Consider the following 17,134-nt stretch of genomic DNA (forward strand, 5'->3'; position numbering starts at 1 on the left):
ACAGGGCCGCAGCAAAACAGCACCAGAACAACACATGAGGGCTACGCTCAAGAAGATAATCAAATTCATAGTGACGAAGATCATGGCGCCGTTCGTGCGCCTGGTACACGGCGAGCTTTCTGCCTTCTGGAAGAGCCTGAAGCCAAAGTTTACCCGGGCTTACTGGCAGCAGAAACGGGCGGAATGGCAGGAGAGCCGCAGCCGCTCCGACTACCGCTTCCTCTACCGCATCTTCCTGAAGCTCTCCCTGTTCGGTATTCTGTTCCTGGTGCTTTTCTACTTTGCCGTGTATTCGGGTTTCCTGGGGGGAATGCCATCCACCAAAGAGCTCAAGTCGGTGCGCAACAACACGGCCTCGGAAGTATATTCTGCCGATGGCGTGCTGCTGGGCCGCTACTACATCCAGGACCGCACCAATGTGAAGTTCTCCGACATCTCCCCCGCCGCCATTCACGCCCTGATAGCTACCGAGGATGCCCGCTTTTACGACCACAGCGGGGTGGATGCGCGCAGCCTGGCCAGGGTATTCCTTAAAACGCTGCTGCTGCAGAACGAAAGCTCCGGCGGCGGCAGCACGCTCAGCCAGCAGCTGGCCAAAAATTTGTACCCGCGCAAAAATTACATGCTCTGGGACATGCCCATCAACAAGCTGCGCGAGATGATCATCGCCCGTAAGTTAGAAAGCATTTACTCGAAGGAGGAGCTGCTGGAGCTGTACCTGAACACCGTGCCGATGGGCGGAAATTTGTATGGCATCGAGCGCGCCTCGCGCCGTTTCTTCAACACCTCGGCCGATTCGCTTAAAACGGAAGAGGCCGCCGTGCTGATCGGGATGTTGAAAGCCACCACCACCTATAATCCGCGCCTGGACCTGGAGCGTTCCACCCAGCGCCGCAACGTGGTACTGGGGCAGATGGCTAAGTATGAATACCTCTCTGCACGGGAGGCTGACTCGCTCAGGCAGCTGCCGCTCAAGCTAAAGTATAACTACACTACCCACAACGACGGCATCGCCCCCTACTTCCGGGAACACCTGCGGCAGGAGTTGGTAAGCTGGGCAGCGGGCAAAAAGAAGAAAAACGGAGAGCCCTACAACCTCTACAAGGATGGCCTGAAGATCTACACCACCATCGATGCCGGTATGCAGCGCCACGCCGAGGCAGCAGTGCGCAAACACATGACGCAGCTCCAAAAGCAGTTCGACGCCCATTGGCGTGGCCGCACCCCCTGGGGCCGTAACTCCGATGTGCTACAGGTGGCCATGCAGCGCTCCGACAGGTATAAAAAGATGAGGGATGCGGGTAAGTCAGAGGCGGATATTCTGGAGGCCTTCCGGCAGCCCGTACCCATGCAGGTATACGCCTGGGGCGGCAACGACAAAAAGGAGATGAGCCCCATGGACTCGCTGGCCTACTACTCCCGCTTCCTGAACACGGGCCTGTTCTCGGTAGAGCCGCACTCAGGCTATGTGCGGGCCTGGGTGGGCGGCATCAACCACCATGTATTCAAGTATGACCACGTGAAAGCCAAGCGGCAGGTGGGCTCCACCTTTAAACCAATCGTTTACGCTGCTGCGCTGGAGCAAGGCCTTAAACCCTGCGACTACTTCCCGAACGAGCGCCAGGTATACCCGGAGTACGACAACTGGTCGCCGCGCAACGCCTCGGAGCAGTATGGCGGGGAGTACAGCATGCGCGGCGCGCTGGCCCATTCCGTCAACACCATCTCGGCGCAGATGATCATGAAGGCGGGGGTGGGCAGAACGGTTGCCATGGCGCACCGCCTGGGCATCGACTCCAAGCTTCCGGAGGTGCCTTCACTGGCGCTGGGCACGGCCGACCTCTCGCTGCAGGAAATGGTGACGGCTTACGCCACGTTCGCCAACCGCGGGATGCAGGTGGAGCCGGTGTACATCACTAAAATCGAGGACCGCGAGGGCCGAGTGCTCCGGGAGCACCGACAGGGCGAGGGTGCTAAAAAGGTGCTGGATGAGGAAACGGCGGCCATTATGCTGCACCTGATGCAGGGCGTGGTAGAGGAAGGCAGCGCGGGCAGGCTGCGCTCCGGTTACGGACTTAAGATGGACATTGCCGGCAAGACCGGAACCACCCAGAATCATACCGATGGCTGGTTTATTGGCATAACGCCGCAGTTGGTGACAGGTGTATGGGTAGGCGGAGAAAGCCCCGAGGTGCGCTTCCGTACCCTGGAACTGGGCCAGGGTTCCCGCACGGCATTGCCCATCTGGGGCGAGTACATCCGTCGCATCGCCATCGATCCGGCCTACAAAGGCTACTACAACAGCCGCTTCGACCCGCTCCCGCCTCGCGTGCTGGAGGCGCTCAACTGCGAGTCGTTCCGGGCGGAGCCGCCGCGCGAGAACTTCCTGGAGCGCCTACTGGATAACGTGGGCAAGAAAGCCGCGCAGAGCTATGAGGAGTGGAAAGAGAACTGGAAGGAGCGCCGCAAGCAGCAGCGGGAGGAGCGTAAAAGAAAGCGGGGGAACTGATGCCCCCTACTCCTCCTGGTAATCCTGGCTCCGGTTCAGCCGTTTAAACAGCTCCACCAGTTCCTCCGGCAGGGCTGTCAGTTTGCGCTTGTGCAGGTCCAGCCAGGCTCCATCCACATTAATAATGGCGGCCTTCACCCCATCCTCCCGGAAAATCTCGTGGCGGATGGACCAGCGGGAGCTATCGGCGCGGCTTTTGGTCAGTTCCACCGTTACGGTCAGCTGTTCGTTGATGCCTACCTCCCGCAGGTACACCGACTCCTCCCTGAAAAGGATAGGGCCAATGTGCAGCCGCTGAAAAGCCTTCAGGTCCAGGCCCAGCCTTTCCAGCACCACGATACGGGCCTGTGCGGCAAAATCGGCGTAAGCGGAGTGGCGCATGTGCCTATTGGCGTCCAGGTGAGACCACATCACCCTGCCCTCGTATTTGTTGTTCATTGTCTTCTACTTTTCTGCAAAGTTACGAAATGCAGGCCCTAAATATAAACCCGAACTCACCTACCAGTTTCCACCGTGGTGCGAATGACGGCCAGGCGGCTCTTTATGAGGAAATTAACTTAAAATTTTCTGGCACGCTCCTTCATTCAGCATAATTTTTGTTGTTTTGCACCCGGATTTATACTTCATCAACACAGTCATGAAAAAATTAACGAGCATATTCTTCCTATGCCTGCTGTTTACAGGCCAGGCCTTCGCCTGGGGCCAGAACGGGCACCGCGCCGTGGGCCAGGTGGCCGAGCACCATCTGAGCAAGAAGACAAAGAAGAAAGTGATGCAACTGCTGGAGGATAACACGCTGGCCGAGGTTTCGGTGTGGATGGACGATATCAAGAGCGACAAAGCCTATGACCACACGCACGACTGGCACTGGGTAACGATCCAGGACGGCGAAACCTATGAGCAGAGTGAGAAAAACCCGAACGGCGACATCTTGGGCAAGATCGAGGAGATCACTAAAACGCTGAAAGCCGGGAACCTGGAGAAAGCCAAGGAGCAGGAGCTACTCAAGTACCTGGTGCACCTGGTAGGCGACATTCACCAGCCGCTGCACGTGGGCACCGGCGACGACCAGGGCGGCAACCAGGTGAAGGTGCAGTGGTTCTACCAGCCATCGAACCTGCACCGCGTGTGGGACAGCGACATGATAGACGGCAAAAACCTGAGCTTCACGGAGATCGTGCGCTTCCTGGGCGAGCCGGACAAGGCACAGGTAAAGCAGTGGCAGTCTGACTCGGTAAGGGATTGGGCTAAGGAGTCGATAAGCTACCGCCCACAGGTATACAACCTGCCGGAAGACAAGAAGCTGGGTTATCGCTACGCCTACGAGAACTACAGTCTCGTGGAGCAGCGCCTGCTGCAGGCCGGCATTCGCCTGGCGGGCCTCCTGAATGAGATTTACGGCTAAACGATTTCCCAACCCAAGTTTAAACAGCCACAGCACACTCCTTATGAGTCGCTGTGGCTGTTTAAATTCTGACCAATCTCTTCTTTAGATCGGCTACCAAGCTCTTGCACAGCTGCCCTAAAGTATAAAACGCTGGCAGACCTGATCCAAAGAATAGATTTTTTCTTAATCTGAGTTAGGTTAACTTTACTCCCTTCACTTACAAACCCCTACCCAACACCGATCGCGCATGGAGTCATACTTCCAACTGAAGCAAAATAACACCAACATCAAAACGGAGTTAATTGCAGGCATTTCCTCCTTCCTGGCCACCGCTTACATCATCGTCGTAAACCCCACCATTCTGGCGCAGGCCGGGATGCCGTTTTCCGGAGTGCTGACGGCCACGGTGCTGGTGTCGTTTTTCAGCAGTGTGATGATGGGCTTATATGCCCGAAACCCGGTTTTGGTGGCTCCTGGCATGGGGCTTAACGCTTTCTTTACCTTCTCGGCAGTGCTGGGAATGGGTGTAACGTGGCAGGTGGCGCTGGGAGCGGTTTTCTGGTCAGGCGTGGTGTTCCTCATCCTGTCCTTGTTCAACATCCGAACCATGATCGTACGGGCGATACCACGGCCGTTGCGTTTCGCTATTGCCGCCGGCATTGGTCTTTTTATCACCCTGGTAGGCCTTATTAATGCCAAATTTATCGTTGCCAACCCAGCTACAGTCATCGGTGTGAGCGCCATCACGCCTGCGCTGCTCACGTTCCTGGCCGGACTACTGGTAACCTCCATTCTGATTGTGCGCAACGTGAAAGGCGGCATCTTGCTCGGAATTTTGTTCACCACCCTGCTCTCCTACCCGCTGGGCCGCTGGTGGGCCACCGATCTGGACCCGCTCATTTCCTGGCAAGGCGTGCTCTCCGCCCCGGACTTCAGCCTGATCCTGGAGCTGGACCTGGTTAACTCCTTTCAACTCTCGATCGTGCCGGTCATCTTTGCCTTCGTGTTCACAGATATGTTTGACAGTATCTCCACCTTCGTGGGCCTGGCCGAAGCGGCAGACCTGATGGATGAGCGCGGGGAGCCGCGTAACATCCAGCGCTCCCTCACAACGGATGCCGTGGCCACAACGCTGGCCGGTTTGGTTGGCTCCAGCCCGGGCACGGCTTACGTAGAGTCGGCGGTAGGCATTGAGGCAGGCGGGCGCACCGGCCTGACGGCGGTGGTAGGCGGTTTGCTGTTCCTGCCCTTCCTGTTCCTGGCCCCGCTGCTATCGATGATCCCAGCCATTGCCACGGCCCCGGCCCTGGTGCTGGTGGGCGCCTTCATGATTCGCCCGGTAACCAAGATAGACTGGTTTGAGATGGATGACGCCATACCGGCTTTCCTGGCCATGGTACTGATTCCGTTCACTTATTCCATCACTCAGGGCATCATCTGGGGTTTCCTGAGCTGGACGGCGCTGAAGGTGGTAACCGGCAAGCGAAAAGAGGTAAGCCTTGCCCTCTGGGTGATTAACTTCTTTGCCATACTTGCGCTGATGCTTTAGAGGTAAAATAGCCTGCGGGGGCGGAAAAGTGTGGAATGTTTCCCCAGAGTGAACTTGAATTTACCATATTTCTGTTCGTAGTTGTATTGCTGTATCGGATTTTTTAGTAATCTTAAACAATATTTGAAACGCAGTAGGGTTAAGCCTGTAACTAATGGTGCTCAAAAAGCTATAATTCTTTAACTTCACCTGCCGGACGGCCCATAGCAGAAATACAAATTTTAGTAAAAACCAAAACCTTAAATTATGAAGGCACTCTTTTTCTCCCTCGCTCTCGCGTGTTCTGTCTCTTTTGTACAGGCACAGGGCAACAAAGCAGAAAAAGCACCTGCAGCCAACGCAAAACTTGAAAAGCAATTCGAGAGCCTGAAAAGCGGCTCCAACACCTGGCAGGGCTACAAAGTAGTAAAGATCACCACACTGGAATCTTTCTGGAAAACAGTACAGGAGACAGTGGCTGCCAAAGACAAAAAACTGGATAACTTTGAGGCGGAGGCCGATGCCAAGCTGCAGGAGGCACGCAAAGACGTAGCCGCCCAGGAGCAACAGCTGCAGGCCATGCAGGAAGAGATGAAGAAGAAAGAGGCCGAGGTACAGCAGAGCATACACGACATAACGCATATTACTGTCCTGGGCATTGACGTGCCCAAGCAGTTCTACGTGCTGCTGAACAGCGGCATTATCATCGCCCTGCTGATTGCCCTTGGCGTGATGGCTGTGCAGCACAAGAGCAGCAAGAGTGTCGCCAGCGAGAAGCGCAGAGCTTTTGACGAAATGGAGCTGGAACTGAATGAGTATAAAAAGAGCGCCCGTGAGCGTGAGCTGAAGATAAAGCGTGAGCTGCAAACGGAGCTTAACCGCGTGGAGGAACTCAAGCAGCAGCTTGCCAGTGTTAAGAAGCAGCCGCAACTGTAATCCACCCCCGACATAACATATAGCCCCGGTAGCTTTTTAAGAAGTTACCGGGGCTATGTGTTTTTCTGGGTTATACTTTATAACCCAAGTTGCGATTTATCTATGCCGTGTAGGTGTAAACCCACCCCGAACCTCTCCGAGGAGGGGAACCATCTATTCCTCCTCGGAGGGGCAGGGGTGGGTTAATCGAAACTTGAGTTTTATACTCGTACTAACCGGGATTTATGGGATGTGTGGATGAACAGGTTGTTATAGTTGGGCTATACTTTTATTCTTCCTCCTCCTGGCGCAAGTCTTCAGACTTGTGTCCTACCAATGATGTTGAGTCTGTGACTTGACTGGCTTGAAAAGCCATACTTGCACTGGCTATACTTAATTACATGAGCCATACTTTATACTTTGGCCATACTTTAATCATACTTCCGCTCTTTCGGATTTGCAATCCGGAAGTATAATAGCCGCGGATTTGTAATCCGCGTGAGCCATACTGTTATACTTTAATCATATTTATACTTCTCCAGCCGCTGCTTCCTTCCAATTGAAACAGGCTATCCCTACTAGCTTCTGTTCATCCTCCAGCCTTACAGACCCATCGTTGCATCTCCTGCTTTGGCTCCCTCTAGCCCGGGAGGGCTCGTCTTCGGGCATCGCGCTGGTAGCTTTTCCTTTGCTCCTGACGTCGCAATGCCTCACTTCGTTCAGCACCGGAAAAACTCGCATAGGCGCTCAACCCAAAGACTGGGATCAGTTCGATAGCCGCTGCTTTAGCGATGCCACAAGTAAAAGTGGTTTTATACTTTGCCTCATTTGTCCTTTGTCACACAGTCTTTTGTCCAAAACTCTCACTATATCCCTTGAACAGAAGCTTGGATAGCCCCCACTACAATTCCACTTCCCCGTGGGTATAATGGTGGTAGTCTTTTACCACGGTTTGCAGAAAATCCCACTCCGATAGCTCGCCGGGCTGTATACCGGTGATTTCCCGGACACGCAGCGCCATCTTCTCCAGCAACTCATAGTTATTATACTTCTGCGCCTTGTAAAGGAGCTTGCGAATGATCGCCACGTCCTGATCGGTCAGCAGATGCACCTCCGGGAATCGCACCTGATACCCTTCCTCCGTCGTGACCATGGCCGACTCTCTTTTTCGGACTGCGCGGGTACGGATGACACAGGTGCCGGCGGCCATGTCGCCGAGGCGCTGTCCTTTGTTGCTGGCGGCTATGGTTATCAGCGCCACAAACCCCTGCGAGGCTGCCGTATCCACCAGCCTGAACAGCCAGCGCAGCAGATAATCGCCCAAGGACGGTGCTCCGCCGGAAAGCTTTACCACTTTCAGGTCGCGGGCTTTCTTTCCGACACTTTGCCCGTTCAGGAAGATCTCGCATAACAAATGGTAAAACACCATCGGCACCATAATCAAGAAGCCGAGGATCGCTCCTCCGTCCAGGCCTGTTGCCGCAAAAAAAGCGGCCCACCCTATCAGCCATACGCCCATCACCACCATGTCGATAATATGCGCTACGATACGGTCGCCCACGCTGGCCAACGGATACTCTACCTCCACATGCTGCGTAGTCCGGATTTTAATGGTATTCATCTTCAATAAAATAAGTTTGCTTTCATTTTTTTTACATCACAATATACATATATTTGGTTGAGTATAAAACACAGTACCCGTGCGCGAAGCAGCCTTTATCCGAAAAAACAAACTGAAGTGGAAAGCATACGAGCAGCAGAAAGCCTCCGGTCCCGACTCACTGGCCGACAGCTTTATTGAACTGACCGATGACCTGGCTTACGCGCGCACCTTCTACCCTGCGTCGGACACCACCTCCTACCTGAACGCCCTGGCCGGCAAGACGCACCAGGCCATCTATAAAAACAAAAAAGAGAAAAGTAACCGCTTCGTCAGCTTCTGGAAGTATGAGTTGCCCTTCCTGTTCCGGCAGCACCACCGCCAGCTGGGTTACGCCTTCTTGATCTTTGCGGTAGCCTGCGGCATTGGCGCCCTCTCTGCCGCCCTGGACGATACCTTTGTGCGACTCATACTGGGCGACCGCTACGTGAACATGACCCTGGAGAACATCCGGAACGGCGACCCAATGGCTGTGTACAAAAGCCACGGCGAGGCGGAGATGTTCCTCTACATCACCTTTAACAACATCAAAGTTTCCTTTCTGGCCTTTGTGCTGGGTGTATTTTTTTCCGTCGGCACGTTCTGGGTGCTGTTTCAGAACGGGGTGATGCTGGGGGCTTTTCAGTACTTCTTCTACAAGCAGGGGCTGCTTTTTACCTCCTTCCTCACCATCTGGATACACGGCACGCTGGAGATATCGGCCATTGTGATTGCGGGCTGCGCCGGCTTTGTGATGGGCAACAGCCTTCTCTTCCCCAAGACCCACTCCCGCCTGCACTCTTTTAAGCAGGGGGCCCGCAGGGGGCTCAAAATTGTAGTGGGGCTGGTACCGGTCTTCCTCACGGCAGGTTTCCTGGAGGGCTTCGTGACGCGCCACACCGACATGCCGCTGGCTCTGAGCTTGTTCATCATCCTCTTTTCCGCCGCCTTTATACTTTACTACTTTATACTCTACCCACGTTCACTGCACAGAAACAATGCTACACGCAACACAGAAAATTAACTTAAGGCAAGAAAGGGATTTCGGCGAAAAACTGAATGCCACCTTCGCCTTCCTGAAAACAAACTTTAAACCACTATCGAAGGCCATGCTGCTGTATGTGTCGCCGGTGGCACTCATAGGCGGTATTTTCTCGGGGATGCACCAATCGCGCATGTTCCAGCAGCTTACCGGCGAGGGGCCTTACAGCACCATGGGCGAGTATACTTTCTTCAACCAGGTCACCTCGCTCAATTACCTGTTTTCGCTCTTCTTCACCGTGATGGCCCTAGTGATTGTCGCCCTGACGGTGTATGGGTACATGGTAGCCTATATGGATGAAGAGGGGGAGGTGACACCGGCTGCCGTGTGGGAGCATATCAAACGAAACCTGATCCAGGCCATTTACTCCAGTATTGCCATTGGGGTGGTCTGCTTTCTGAGCTTTTTCCTGCTGGGCCTGGGCATTTACCTGGCGGTGGTGCTCTCCCTCTTCCTGGTGGTGATGGTACGCGAGGAGACGGGTTTTATAGAAAGTATAGAACGTTGCTTTTACCTGATCAAGGGAAACTGGTGGGCTACTTTTGGCCTTATATTCATCGCCAGTATCATTCAAAGTATGATTGCCTGGCTGGCAGCCGTGCCCCTGGGAGCAGTTATGATGATGCGCCTGCTACAGGTGCCGGGGGCCGAAAGCGAGTTACTGCTGGTCGCCTCCAACACGATTGCCACCATGCTCACCACGTTTACCTACTGCATCTCCACGCTGGCGCTGGGCTTCCAGTACTTTAACCTGGTAGAGCAGAAAGACGGCCTGGGCCTGATGGAGCAGGTAGAGTTAATCGGCGGCCACAACCAGAGCCTTACCACCAATGAGGGAGAGTTTTAAGTACCTTCACTCCTTTATACTTATACTTTGCCTGCTGCTCGGTTCTGGCCCCATCGCGCATGCCCAGTTGCAGGATAGTATTCCGGCCGCGCGCCAGCCGGTGATGGTCCGTCCGCTGGACGCGGAACAGCTGGAGGCCATGCGCGCTTCCGAGGATTTCCAGTATTACGAGGAGGTAAACACGGGCGCCACCTTCTGGGAGCGGCTCAAGCACCGCCTGCAGCGGTGGCTGCAGGATGTCTTCTACGAGGGACAGGCGAGCGGCTTCTGGGAAGTGCTGCTTTACCTGGCCCTAGCGGCGGCGATCGTTTTCATCATTATTAAAATGCAAAACGTGGAAACGGGCGGCCTGTTTGGCAGAAAGGCTGTAAGTATGAGCATGCCGTATGAGGTGCTCGAGGAAAATATCCATGAGATGGACATGAAAGCCCTGATAGCCGAGGCCACCGCGCAGCGCGACTACCGCAAGGCCGTGCGGCTCCACTACCTGCAAAGCCTGAAGCTCCTAACTGACAGGACCTTGATCGAGTGGAAAGCAGGCAAAACTAACCGCAGCTACATCTCCGAAATTAAACCGGGACCCATACGCCAGGAGTTTGAGCAGCTTACGGGCATGTTCGAGTACGTGTGGTATGGCGGTGCCGCCCTTGGCGATGAAGTATATACTTCCGCACAGGCGGAGTTTAACCAGTTCGATAACCTTGTAAAGCAGCACGCATGAAAGGCTACCGCAGGTATATGGCGATAATTTTGCTGCTCTTCGGGTCCCTGGTGCTGCTGGAGTATTTCCGGCCAAAGGCGGTGGACTGGTCGCAGACCTTTTCCAGGGAAGATAAGATCCCCTACGGCACCTACGCACTTTATGAGTTGCTGCCGGGCCTCTTCCCCGGCCAGCGGGTAGAGCAGGTGCGCGAGCCGATTTACAACCAACTGCAGGACTCCACCCTCAGCGGCAGCTATGTGTTCATCCAGAAATTCTTTGCCGCCGACAGCCTGGATACTAACCTGCTGCTCGATTTCGTGCACCGGGGAAACCAGGTATTTATAGCAGCTGATGAGTATAGCCAGGCCCTGGAGGACACGTTATACTTTGATACTGTTTACCTGAACACCACCTCCCCCGACTCCACGGGCTTTTATTTTACCAGCCAGCCGGAGCAGCAGGTGTATACGTTTCCGCCCAACAATAACAGCCGCTACATTCGGGTAAAAAAGCAGGTGGGGCACGAGGCGCTGGGGCGAAACAAGGCGGGGATGCTTAACTTTATGAAGGTGCCCTTCGGCGAGGGGCATTTCTATATCAGCTCGGTACCGCTGGCTTTCACCAATTACCAGCTCCTGACCCTGCAGCAGCCCGACTATGCCGCCACCGCCCTCTCCCATCTGCCCGTGCAACCGGTGCTATGGGACGAATACCAGAACCAGGGCCGGGAGGAGGACCAGTCGGTGCTACGGGTGCTGATGCGGCACGAGCCGCTGACCTGGGCCTATTACGTGGCGCTAGCGGGCATGGTGCTGTTCCTGCTGTTTAAGAGCAAGCGCACACAACGCATTATCCCGGTGCTGGAGCCGCCGCGCAACACCACCCTGGATTTCGTAAAAACGATCGGCAGTTTATACTTTAACCACGGCGACCACAAAAACATCGCCGAGAAAAAGATAACCTATTTCCTGGAGTACCTGCGCCGGCACTTCCACCTCACCACCCATACACTGGACGAGGAGCTGCGCGAGCGGGTAGTGGCAAAGTCAGGCGCCGACGCTGCGTTGGTGAGCGATATTTTCGGGCTCATTCGCTCCATCGCTCAAAGCAAGGCCATCAGTGCGCAAACGCTGCTGCTGCTCAACTCCCATTTAGAAGATTTCTACAAACAAACCTCCCCGGGGGCAAAGTATAAAGTATAGTTATGCAAGAAGACATACTCATCACCACACAGGAAAACAAGACGGATTACAGCGCCCTGCGCGGCGCCACAGAAAGTATAAAGCAGGAGCTCCGCCAGATCATAGTCGGTCAGGAGAAATTGATCGAGCTGCTGTTGGTAGCCCTGCTTGCCGACGGCCACGTGCTGATAGAGGGGGTGCCGGGCATTGCCAAAACCCTGACGGCAAAGCTGCTGGCCCGCACCGTGCAGGTTGACTTCAGCCGCATCCAGTTCACCCCGGACCTGATGCCCTCGGATGTGCTGGGAACCTCGGTTTTCCACCCCGGCTCGGCCACGTTTGAGTACAAGCAGGGGCCCATCTTCGCCAACATTGTGCTGATAGACGAGATAAACCGTGCACCGGCCAAGACACAGGCCTCGCTGTTCGAGGTGATGGAGGAGCAGCACATCACCCATGACGGCAGAGTTTACCCGCTGGAGGCCCCTTTTGTGGTGTTGGCCACCCAAAACCCGATTGAGCAGGAAGGAACCTACCGCCTGCCCGAGGCGCAACTAGACCGCTTTATGTTTAAGGTGCTGGTGGATTACCCCAGCCTGGAGGAGGAAGTGCAGATACTGGAGCTGCAGCACAAGGGCCCGCAGCTTAAGAAGGAGCTGGACCAGGTACAGCCGGTGCTCTCGGCGGAGCAGTTGCTGGCGCTGCGCCAGGCGGTGCAGGCCGTGCACCTGGACAAAAAACTGCTGGAGTACATCGCCCAGATCGTGGCAGAGACCAGGGTGAACAAGTCTTTATACTTAGGGGCCTCGCCGCGCGCCTCCATTGCCCTGCTCAACAGCTCTAAAGCCCTGGCTGCCCTGCGTGGCCGTGGCTTCGTGACGCCGGAGGATGTGCAGGAACTGGCCCCAGTAGTGCTGCGCCACCGCATCCTGCTCACCCCTGAGCGCGAAATGGAAGGCATCACCCCTGATGAGGTGATTAAACTGATCGTTCAGAAAATTGACGTGCCGCGCTAGTGCAATTTATCCGTAGTTTATACTTTACCAACCGCCTCTATCAGAGCCTGGCTGCCCTGGCGTGCCTGTTCGTGCTGGCCTTCTTTGTGCCGGTGCTGCTGGTGCTTGCCAAGGTGGCCCTGGCGGTGCTGGTGCTGCTCACGCTGCTGGACCTGCTCCTGCTCTACAGCAACCGGGCCGGCGTATACGCCAGCCGCAGCATGCAGGAGAAGCTCTCCAATGGCAGCGACAACGATGTTTACTTATACCTGGAGAACAAGTATAACTTTACCCTGCATTCCGAGGTGATCGATGAGCTGCCGTTCCAGTTTCAGAAGCGCGACAGCTTGTTCAGAGCGGTCGTACCGCACGGGCGCACCCACATCATCCACTATATATTGCGGCCCACCAAGCGCGGCAGCTACAGCTTTGGCGCCATCAACGTGTTTGCCATGAGTGTGCTGCAACTGGTAAAGCGCCGCTACAAATTTGCCCAAAATCAGGAGGTGCCGGTATACCCGTCGTTTATCGAGATGCAGCAGTATGAGCTGCTGGCAGTGTCTAACAGGCTGCACGAAATGGGCCTCAAGAAGATCCGTCGTATTGGGCAGAGCACCGAGTTCGAGCAAATCAGGAATTACGTTGCCGGCGATGACCAGCGCACCATCAACTGGAAAGCCTCGGCCCGCAGAGCAGAGCTGATGGTCAACAGTTTCCAGGACGAGAAGTCGCAGCAGGTGTACAGCCTCATCGACAAGGGCCGCGCGATGCAGATGCCATTCGAGGGACTAACCTTGCTGGATTATGCCATCAACGCCTCCCTGGTCATCTCCAGCATCTCCATGAAAAAGCAGGACAAAGCAGGAGTCATCACCTTCTCAAACAAGATAAGCAACATCTTGCCCGCACAGCGCAAGTCGGATCAGCTGCGCCGTATCCTGGAGCTGCTCTACAACCAGAAAACGCTGTTCCAGGAAACCGACTTCGAGCGGCTTTACGCCACTGTGCGCCATACGATAAAACAACGCAGCCTGCTTCTGCTCTTCACCAACTTCGAGACGCTGAACGGCGCGCAGCGCCAGCTGCCCTACCTGCGGGCGCTGGCTAAGAATCACCTGCTGGTGGTGATCTTCTTCGAGAACACGGAGCTGCACAGCCTGCTGCACCAACCCGCCACCAGCACCGAGGAAGTATACACCAAAGCCATCGCCCAAAAGTTCAGCCACGACAAAAGGCAGATCGTGAAGGAGCTGCAACTGCATGGTATTCACGCCATCCTCACCCCGCCAAAAGACCTGACGGCGAACACGATTAACAAATACCTGGAGCTGAAGGCCCGCGGTTTGATATAAAAAAGGGAGACAAAGCTTGTCTCCCTTTTTTGGTTAGGTTAGTAAAGTTAGAATAGTGGCGTGTATAAAGGTGAGAGTAAAAATTTTTCGATAGCGTTAGTTTTCGTTATACTTTTTAAAATGGAGTACTGATACTTAGCTCCTGTACTTACACCGCCACAGCCTGCTCTGCCGCAGGCTGCTTTTGCAGGTACTTATCTACGAAAGGCGTATAGATGGCCAGCAGGCTGAACAGCAGCAACAAGTACAGGTACCAGGCCGAGGACCAGAGGTCCAGGAAGTTCAGCTGCCCGTTCGAAAAGCTGACCAGCATCAGGATCTGGGCACCATAAGGCAGCAGCCCCTGCACCACACAGGAGGCAATATCGAGCAGCGCGGCGGTTTTGCGTTTATCTATACTATACTCCTGGCTGATCTCCTTCACCACCTGCCCCGTCACGACGATAGAAACCGTGTTATTGGCAATGGCCGTGTTCGTGCCCCCTACCAGCGACAGGATGCCGACCTGTGCCGAGCGAAACCCGCTGGCGGCCTTGCTAACTTTTTTCAGCAGGAAGGCAATGCCGCCCGCCTCGCTGACCATCCGGGCCAGCCCGCCCGTGAGCATGGAGAGCAGGAAGATCTCGGTCATACCCGTGAAGCCCTCGTAGACGCTTTTGCCAAAAGCCAGCACCTCCAGTTGGCCCTGCCACAGCCCTACAGCTCCGGAAGCCAAAGTACCCAGAATGAGGACCACAAACACATTTATGCCTGATACAGCCAAGGCGATGACCAACAGGTAAGGCACGATCTGCCAGAAATTAGCCGCCTGCAGTTCCGGGAGCTGCGCCTCCACCGCTCCTGCCGTGTTCCAGCCTGTGAGGAGCAACAGCACCACCGTAACCAGGGCAGCAGGGCCAGCGATCAGGATGTTTACCCTAAACTTGTCGCGCATGCTGCAACCCTGTGTTTGCGTGGCGGCAATAGTGGTATCGGAAATAAAGGAGAGGTTATCGCCAAACATGGCGCCTCCCAACAGCGCGCCCAGCAGCAAGGGCATAGACGTTTGACTTTGCTCGGCGAGCCCCACCGCGATAGGCGCTAGAGCCACAATAGCCCCCACCGATGTTCCCGTGGCCGTTGACAGGAAGGCCGCCAGCAGAAATACGCCAAGGCCCAGGTACTGTACCGGCAGCACGCTCAGTCCCAGGTTTACGGTAGCATCCACACCGCCCACAGCCTTTGTTACCGTGGCAAAAGCCCCGGCAAGCAGGTAGATCAGGCACATGGTGATGATCTTGGAATCGCCGCAGCCCCTGATAAGCGCTGCTACCTTGGCCTCTGTGGAGCCCCGAAGTAGAAAGAAGGCGGAGATGATGCCCAATACCACCGCCACCGGTGCAGGCAGGGCATAAAAATCGTTTAAGAAAATGCCTGCGCCTAGAAAGGTGAGCACAAACACCAGGAAAGGCACCAGGGCCCAACCGCCAGTTTTTTGAATATGTTGCATGTAAACGATAGAGCGGGAAGCAGGCACGAAATGCTTAACGGCGACTTTGGCTTCTTACGCCCCTAAAATGGAAATCTTAATGTCTTTGTTAGTGTGGAAGCCCCTGCGGTTTGCGCCAAGGCAGTTGTAGAGGAGTATAGCCTTTAACAACAACAATAACAACAACAAGCAGGCTTAGGCGCTGCTAGTGCGGTAAAGACACGGGATATAAAAACGGGAAGCTGTTGTAGTAAGCGCATGAAGTTAAATTTATAGGTCCCAAATTGGGCAGGTGTTAGCACCTTTACGGCCGGGGCCGTGGTTGCTAGAGGTTCGCTGAGCCTGCTCTCTCCCCTCTTCTTTATAAATCTTGCATAAAGATACTGCAAAGGTAAAGCCAGCACGGCTAGAAAATCAAACCCGGAGGGGAAGTTCTCCTAAAGTTTATACTTCTAATCCTGATAGTTCAGTGTTAGAACTTGCATCTAAAGTTAATTTCCCACAAGTTTATACTTCAGAACACACTATCCCTGACAATTCACATGAAATTCACCTCTACGGCCCTTTTCGCGCTGCTCCTGGCCAGCGCCAGCCTCTACAGTTGCTCCCCCAACCCTTACGCCAGCACCAACCGTGCGCATAAGAAACAGCTGAAAGCCTATACGAAACAGCTGCGCACCGTGCCCGCCATCAACCCAAAGGAGTCGACGCTGCCACTTGGCGAGCACTGGGTAGGTACTACCAACTTCAGCATGCGAAAGGCTAACTATGTCGTGATCCACCACACGGCCCAGAACTCAACGGAGCATACGCTGAAGACCTTTACCATGCCAAAAACGCAGGTTAGCGCACATTACGTGATCGGCCGCGACGGCAAGGTATACCACATGCTCAACGACAACCTGCGCGCCTGGCACGGGGGCAATAGCCGCTGGGGAAATAACACCGATCTTAACTCCTCCTCCATCGGCATTGAGCTGGATAATAATGGAGCCGAGCCTTTTGCCGAAGCACAGATCAACAGCCTGCTGGAAGTTTTGGCGATGCTGAAGGAAAAGCACAACATACCTGCCGAGAACTTCATCGGCCACTCCGATATTGCCCCGGTGCGAAAAGTAGACCCGAACGAGACGTTCCCATGGAAGCGGCTGGCGGAGCACGGTTTCGGCCTGTGGTACGATGAGGGCGTAGTGGAGCAGTACCTGCAGCCGGCCGCCCCGATTACGGTGCTCGACAGCACCGGTACAGCGCCCGTGCTTGTACTGCAGCCCCTGGATTCCGTCTCTACCATTCCGCCGCACTTTAACCCCAAAGAGGCGCTCCGCATCATTGGTTACGACACCCGAGACATGCCCGCCGCCATCCGTGCCTTCAAGCTCCACTTTGTACAGGAGGAGGTGAACATGGAGCTGACGGAGAAAGACAAGATCATACTTTACAACCTGTACCAGAAGTACTTGTAGGCTGGCGCCGGCATCCAGCCGGTGATGCAGGGTGTGCGGCGAGTCTCCAGACTCGCTGTAGACAGTGCAGCGGGAATAGCCTGTTTTATACAGCATCGGCCCCGG

At 55.0% G+C, this 17,134-nt stretch carries 14 protein-coding genes and 1 riboswitch; of the genes, 11 read left to right on the plus strand and 3 right to left on the minus strand.

The features are described from left to right. The first annotated feature begins 34 nt into the window (after window positions 1–34). Window positions 35–2,509 (plus strand): penicillin-binding protein 1A, encoded by a 2,475-nt coding sequence (locus tag OH144_RS09000; RefSeq protein ID WP_266205967.1) that lies wholly within the window; start codon window positions 35–37, stop codon window positions 2,507–2,509. Window positions 2,510–2,515: 6 nt separating this feature from the next. On the opposite strand, the gene OH144_RS09005 is transcribed toward OH144_RS09000, so the two are convergent. Continuing rightward, window positions 2,516–2,947, minus strand: coding sequence for an acyl-CoA thioesterase (locus tag OH144_RS09005; RefSeq protein ID WP_266205968.1), 432 nt, complete (start codon window positions 2,945–2,947; stop codon window positions 2,516–2,518). 199 nt (window positions 2,948–3,146) lie between these two features. On the opposite strand from OH144_RS09005, the gene OH144_RS09010 reads away from it, so the two are divergent. The 3 genes from OH144_RS09010 to OH144_RS09020 all read left to right on the plus strand — a co-directional run bounded on the left by OH144_RS09010 (window position 3,147) and on the right by OH144_RS09020 (window position 6,360). Next, a complete protein-coding gene (locus OH144_RS09010) occupies window positions 3,147–3,914 on the plus strand; it encodes a S1/P1 nuclease (protein WP_266205969.1) in 768 nt (255 codons plus the stop codon). 229 nt (window positions 3,915–4,143) lie between these two features. Continuing rightward, window positions 4,144–5,445 carry an NCS2 family permease gene (locus OH144_RS09015; protein WP_266205970.1) on the plus strand — a complete coding sequence of 434 codons (1,302 nt, stop codon included), beginning with the start codon at window positions 4,144–4,146 and terminating at the stop codon, window positions 5,443–5,445. A 246-nt stretch (window positions 5,446–5,691) separates the two neighbouring features. Further along, entirely contained in the window at window positions 5,692–6,360 is a 669-nt protein-coding gene (locus OH144_RS09020; protein ID WP_266205971.1) for a V-type ATP synthase subunit I domain-containing protein, read from the plus strand. Between the two features lie 880 nt (window positions 6,361–7,240). On the opposite strand, the gene OH144_RS09025 is transcribed toward OH144_RS09020, so the two are convergent. Continuing rightward, window positions 7,241–7,960, minus strand: coding sequence for an RDD family protein (locus OH144_RS09025; protein ID WP_266205972.1), 720 nt, complete (start codon window positions 7,958–7,960; stop codon window positions 7,241–7,243). Window positions 7,961–8,039: 79 nt separating this feature from the next. Between OH144_RS09025 and OH144_RS09030 the strand changes: the two genes are divergently transcribed. From OH144_RS09030 to OH144_RS09055, 6 genes are read left to right on the plus strand one after another with little or no spacing between them, the layout of a single operon-like run. Beyond that, window positions 8,040–9,002 (plus strand): stage II sporulation protein M, encoded by a 963-nt coding sequence (locus tag OH144_RS09030; RefSeq protein ID WP_266205973.1) that lies wholly within the window; start codon window positions 8,040–8,042, stop codon window positions 9,000–9,002. Next, entirely contained in the window at window positions 8,977–9,867 is an 891-nt protein-coding gene (locus tag OH144_RS09035; RefSeq protein WP_266205974.1) for a hypothetical protein, read from the plus strand. Before OH144_RS09030 ends, OH144_RS09035 begins: the two co-directional genes overlap by 26 nt. Further along, on the plus strand, window positions 9,851–10,588 hold the full coding sequence (locus OH144_RS09040; RefSeq protein WP_266205975.1) for a DUF4129 domain-containing protein: 738 nt from the start codon (window positions 9,851–9,853) through the stop codon (window positions 10,586–10,588). The genes OH144_RS09035 and OH144_RS09040 overlap by 17 nt, the downstream gene beginning before the upstream one ends. 17 nt (window positions 10,589–10,605) lie before the next feature. After that, a complete protein-coding gene (locus OH144_RS09045) occupies window positions 10,606–11,772 on the plus strand; it encodes a DUF4350 domain-containing protein (RefSeq protein WP_266205976.1) in 1,167 nt (388 codons plus the stop codon). A gap of 2 nt (window positions 11,773–11,774) precedes the next feature. After that, on the plus strand, window positions 11,775–12,767 hold the full coding sequence (locus OH144_RS09050) for an AAA family ATPase (RefSeq protein WP_266205977.1): 993 nt from the start codon (window positions 11,775–11,777) through the stop codon (window positions 12,765–12,767). Continuing rightward, window positions 12,767–14,098: a DUF58 domain-containing protein gene (locus OH144_RS09055; RefSeq protein ID WP_266205978.1), complete on the plus strand. Its 1,332-nt coding sequence runs from the start codon at window positions 12,767–12,769 to the stop codon at window positions 14,096–14,098. Before OH144_RS09050 ends, OH144_RS09055 begins: the two co-directional genes overlap by 1 nt. A gap of 148 nt (window positions 14,099–14,246) precedes the next feature. On the opposite strand, the gene OH144_RS09060 is transcribed toward OH144_RS09055, so the two are convergent. After that, entirely contained in the window at window positions 14,247–15,587 is a 1,341-nt protein-coding gene (locus tag OH144_RS09060; RefSeq protein ID WP_266205979.1) for a Na+/H+ antiporter NhaC family protein, read from the minus strand. A gap of 246 nt (window positions 15,588–15,833) precedes the next feature. Beyond that, window positions 15,834–15,936, minus strand: a riboswitch (SAM riboswitch). Window positions 15,937–16,108: 172 nt separating this feature from the next. Here OH144_RS09060 and OH144_RS09065 point away from each other — a divergent pair. After that, entirely contained in the window at window positions 16,109–17,029 is a 921-nt protein-coding gene (locus OH144_RS09065) for an N-acetylmuramoyl-L-alanine amidase (protein WP_266205980.1), read from the plus strand. Window positions 17,030–17,134: the final 105 nt, after the last annotated feature.

The sequence above is a fragment of the Pontibacter kalidii genome, from assembly GCF_026278245.1.
GTDB classification, from domain to species: Bacteria; Bacteroidota; Bacteroidia; order Cytophagales; family Hymenobacteraceae; genus Pontibacter; species Pontibacter kalidii.

Excerpts from the sequence above, each read along its gene's own strand:
- OH144_RS09000 (WP_266205967.1), top strand. The coding sequence starts at position 35 with ATGAGGGCTACGCTCAAGAAGATAATCAAATTCATAGTGACGAAGATC.
- OH144_RS09005 (WP_266205968.1), bottom strand. The coding sequence starts at position 2,947 with ATGAACAACAAATACGAGGGCAGGGTGATGTGGTCTCACCTGGACGCC.
- OH144_RS09010 (WP_266205969.1), top strand. The coding sequence starts at position 3,147 with ATGAAAAAATTAACGAGCATATTCTTCCTATGCCTGCTGTTTACAGGC.
- OH144_RS09015 (WP_266205970.1), top strand. The coding sequence starts at position 4,144 with ATGGAGTCATACTTCCAACTGAAGCAAAATAACACCAACATCAAAACG.
- OH144_RS09020 (WP_266205971.1), top strand. The coding sequence starts at position 5,692 with ATGAAGGCACTCTTTTTCTCCCTCGCTCTCGCGTGTTCTGTCTCTTTT.
- OH144_RS09025 (WP_266205972.1), bottom strand. The coding sequence starts at position 7,960 with ATGAATACCATTAAAATCCGGACTACGCAGCATGTGGAGGTAGAGTAT.
- OH144_RS09035 (WP_266205974.1), top strand. The coding sequence starts at position 8,977 with ATGCTACACGCAACACAGAAAATTAACTTAAGGCAAGAAAGGGATTTC.
- OH144_RS09040 (WP_266205975.1), top strand. The coding sequence starts at position 9,851 with ATGAGGGAGAGTTTTAAGTACCTTCACTCCTTTATACTTATACTTTGC.
- OH144_RS09045 (WP_266205976.1), top strand. The coding sequence starts at position 10,606 with ATGGCGATAATTTTGCTGCTCTTCGGGTCCCTGGTGCTGCTGGAGTAT.
- OH144_RS09050 (WP_266205977.1), top strand. The coding sequence starts at position 11,775 with ATGCAAGAAGACATACTCATCACCACACAGGAAAACAAGACGGATTAC.
- OH144_RS09060 (WP_266205979.1), bottom strand. The coding sequence starts at position 15,587 with ATGCAACATATTCAAAAAACTGGCGGTTGGGCCCTGGTGCCTTTCCTG.
- OH144_RS09065 (WP_266205980.1), top strand. The coding sequence starts at position 16,109 with ATGAAATTCACCTCTACGGCCCTTTTCGCGCTGCTCCTGGCCAGCGCC.